General features: G+C 44.3%; 5 protein-coding genes and 1 pseudogene. 4 read left to right on the plus strand and 2 right to left on the minus strand.

Features of this window, described 5'->3' with window-relative positions; all coding sequences use genetic code 11:
* Positions 1-50 precede the first annotated feature (50 nt).
* Positions 51-314 (minus strand): annotated as a pseudogene (gene rmuC, locus QMD03_09940) (DNA recombination protein RmuC).
* 49 nt (positions 315-363) lie between these two features.
* Positions 364-555 (minus strand): hypothetical protein, encoded by a 192-nt coding sequence (locus tag QMD03_09945; protein MDI6777532.1) that lies wholly within the window; start codon positions 553-555, stop codon positions 364-366.
* Between the two features lie 186 nt (positions 556-741).
* Here QMD03_09945 and purB point away from each other — a divergent pair, with 186 nt between their 5' ends.
* The 4 genes from purB (at position 742) to yidD (ending at position 3,247) form a co-directional block, all read left to right on the plus strand.
* Positions 742-2,043, plus strand: coding sequence for an adenylosuccinate lyase (gene purB, locus QMD03_09950; protein MDI6777533.1), 1,302 nt, complete (start codon positions 742-744; stop codon positions 2,041-2,043).
* A 410-nt stretch (positions 2,044-2,453) separates the two neighbouring features.
* Complete coding sequence (gene rpmH / locus QMD03_09955; GenBank protein MDI6777534.1) at positions 2,454-2,591, plus strand: 50S ribosomal protein L34; 138 nt, start codon at positions 2,454-2,456, stop codon at positions 2,589-2,591.
* A 79-nt stretch (positions 2,592-2,670) separates the two neighbouring features.
* Positions 2,671-3,021 (plus strand): ribonuclease P protein component, encoded by a 351-nt coding sequence (gene rnpA, locus QMD03_09960; GenBank protein MDI6777535.1) that lies wholly within the window; start codon positions 2,671-2,673, stop codon positions 3,019-3,021.
* Positions 3,011-3,247, plus strand: coding sequence for a membrane protein insertion efficiency factor YidD (gene yidD / locus QMD03_09965; GenBank protein MDI6777536.1), 237 nt, complete (start codon positions 3,011-3,013; stop codon positions 3,245-3,247). Before rnpA ends, yidD begins: the two co-directional genes overlap by 11 nt.
* The last annotated feature ends 35 nt before the right edge of the window (positions 3,248-3,282 follow it).

Below are 3,282 nucleotides of genomic sequence, written 5' to 3' on the forward strand. Positions count from 1 at the left end.
TTGATATTGACGCCAGTATTATTTTATGCTTTTTTCAAAGAGCTAAAGTGTTACATAATTTCTATATTTCTTACGCCGAGAATTATTACCTGTAAAAAAGCATAGAATGTGTTGGGGCTAACGGGGATAACCCTGTTTTCCTGGGCATATTCGTATATCTTTGCCGGTTCGCCCAGGTAGTTTTTTTCTGCTATTGTTTCGTAATAGATTGCTTCGGAAGGGATAAACATGAGGGCAAATTCTGATGTTCCTTTTTCCGGCTTTACATACTTGACGCTGACGTTCTTAATCTGGGTCTTTACTGCATTTTCATAACTCTTCCAGCACCTTGCTTTTTCTTCGGGAGAGGATGCTTCGAGATACCTAACGAACGACCTCCTCCCGTGTTGAGTTTAATTCCCTGTGTATGTCGGATTGAAACGCAAGAAATTGCTCCCTGAGAGATGCATCAAGCTTTGCTGACACATCTCCGGGATGTCCTCTCAATAGGAGCGTTAAAATTAAAACGATCAGTATTACCAGCGCAATTAATACTCCCAAATCGAGTAAGTACATGGTGTGCCACCTTTCCCGTTTTTGAAGATTTTCGTTATTTTGAAGGATGCTGTCAACTCTTTTACGCAAGTTCTCCTATGAGGAAAAGCTTAAGGGGTATCTGACGGCAAAATCCTTGACTCATAGTAAATTTAAATTGTAGAATCAGACTATCATGGTCTACAGATAGAGGGAAGGAGAAAAAAATTGATCCCCAGATATTCAAGAGAAGAGATGAGTTCGCTCTGGAGCCCTGAAAATAGATACCAGAAATGGCTCGCCATTGAGATCTTAGTCTGTGAGGCAATGGCCGAAAGGGGTAAGATACCTCAGGAATCTTTAAAAAACATCAAAGCAAAGGCCGGCTTTGATGTGGCAAGGATTGATGAGATCGAAAAGACAACCAAACACGATGTCATCGCCTTTTTGACCTCAGTCACGGAAAGGGTGGGAGAGGATGGTCGCTTCATCCACATGGGGCTCACCTCTTCGGATATTCTTGATACATCCCTCGCCCTTCTCTTAAGGGATGCCTCTACGATACTGATTGGAGACATAGATCAACTGCTGATGGTTCTGAAGAAAAAGGCTTTTGCCTACAAGGATACTCTGATGATCGGAAGGTCTCACGGAATTCACGCGGAACCGATCACCTTCGGTCTGAAAATGGCACTCTGGCACCAAGAAATGGTGAGAAACCGGGAAAGGATGGTCCGGGCAAAGGAGACGATCAGTTACGGAAAGATTTCCGGAGCGGTGGGGACCTTCTCCTTTGTTGATCCCTATGTGGAAGAATACGTATGTCACAAATTGGGTCTTAAACCCGCGCCTGTCTCATCCCAGATCATCCAGAGAGACCGCCATGCCGAGTTTTTCTCCACTTTAGCCATCATTGCGTCTTCACTTGACAAGTTTTCCCAGGAGATCAGACTGTTGCAGAGGACTGAGGTTCGAGAGGTGGAAGAATTTTTCTCTCCCGGACAGAAAGGATCATCGGCCATGCCCCATAAGCGGAATCCCGTCCTCTCGGAAAACCTGTCCGGCCTGGCGCGCCTGATGAAGTCGTATGCACTGGCGTCCCTGGAAAATGTGGCCCTCTGGCATGAGAGAGACATCAGCCACTCCTCTGTGGAAAGGGTCATCGCCCCCGACGCCACCATTCTCCTTGATTTCATGTTAAATCGGTTCACAGGAATGGTAGACAGTCTTCTTGTCTACCCGGAAAGAATGCTTGCCAATCTCAACATGACCAGAGGGCTGATCTTTTCCCAGATGGTACTCCTGAGGCTGATAGATAAAGGCATGACACGGGAGAATGCCTATGCTGTTGTCCAGAGAAACGCCATGAAATCATGGCAGGAGGGTATCGCCTTCAAACAATTGCTCTCAGATGATGGGGAAGTTATGTCTTACCTGAATACGGAAGACCTCGCCTCTGTGTTCAAGGTGGAAAATTTCCTGCAATATCTGGACTTTATTTTCCACAGGGTATTTGGAGAGAAACAATGAAAAAATTTACAGGATTGATCCTATTTGTTTTTTTACATGCGGTGTAAGCATTCAGCAATCAGCCGTCAGCTTTCAGTAAGAAACAGAGGCTTAAACAAGACATCCTCTCATTGTTAAAACAATGTTTTATGGGTAACTCGTTACTTTTCTTTATCTTGCTGATGCCTGAATGCTTACCATGCTGTATCGGTTGCAGCCATGTTGAGGACTACCTTGACATTGCGAGGGAAAAAGGTGTCTCTAAGGAATACCTGGATGTCCTGAATAGGTGGACGGGGGCAGGGACGGTCTATTCCCATTCGCAGCCACCCAGCATTTGCTTATCTATAGTGAAAGACTTCTGTTTGGCCTTGACAAATGATCCTGATTATGATTTCTAAAACGGATTCTCTATGGGGGGTTTCATCCTTATGAAAAAGAATTTAACGAATAAAAGCAATACAAAGAGGAAAAGAACACACGGCTTTCTCGTCAGAATGTCCACCAGGGGGGGCAGGTTGGTCTTGAGTAGAAGACGGGCAAAGAGGAGAAAGAGACTGGCCGTTTAACTGTGAAAAGACCCTCCAGAAATACTTGAAAAGGTCCGGGCAGGATTCTTATTACATAAGGACCAGAGCTCTATGCAACATGGAAAAACAAACCCTTGGCAAACATGAGAGGATCCGAAAAAGAAAACAATATTTGATTATATATCAACAAGGCGAGAGAAGTTATTCAGAAAATTTCACCACAATCGTATGCCAGAATCAATTAGGAACTAAAAGATTGGGAACAACGGCATCTAAAAAGATTGGAGGTGCTGTAAAAAGAAACAGGACCAAACGTCTCATAAGGGAGTTTTTTAGATTAAATAAATTCAAGCTTTCAGCTTCTCATGACTTTGTGATCATTGTAAAAAGAGATATCTCGTCGTTAACTTATCAGGATGTGTGCAGGGAGTTAGGAAGCCTCTTATTCAAAAAAGCAGATGCAAAATAGCATATTTATACAAATTCTGGGGAAAACACTCATTATACTTGCCCGAGTTTACCGGCTATGCATATCCCCTTTCTTTACCCCCTGCTGTCGTTTCTACCCTTCCTGCTCCGAATATGCGATAATAGCTATCAGGCGACATGGCCCATTTAAGGGGTTGTTGCTTGCTCTGATGCGTCTGCTCCGCTGTCATCCTCTGCATCCTGGTGGTTACGATCCAGTCAGGTAATTGGTGAATTGGGCGAGCCGCTTCGCGTCTCGCCC

This window comes from Syntrophales bacterium (genome assembly GCA_030018935.1).
Lineage (GTDB): Bacteria > Desulfobacterota > Syntrophia > Syntrophales > CG2-30-49-12 > CG2-30-49-12.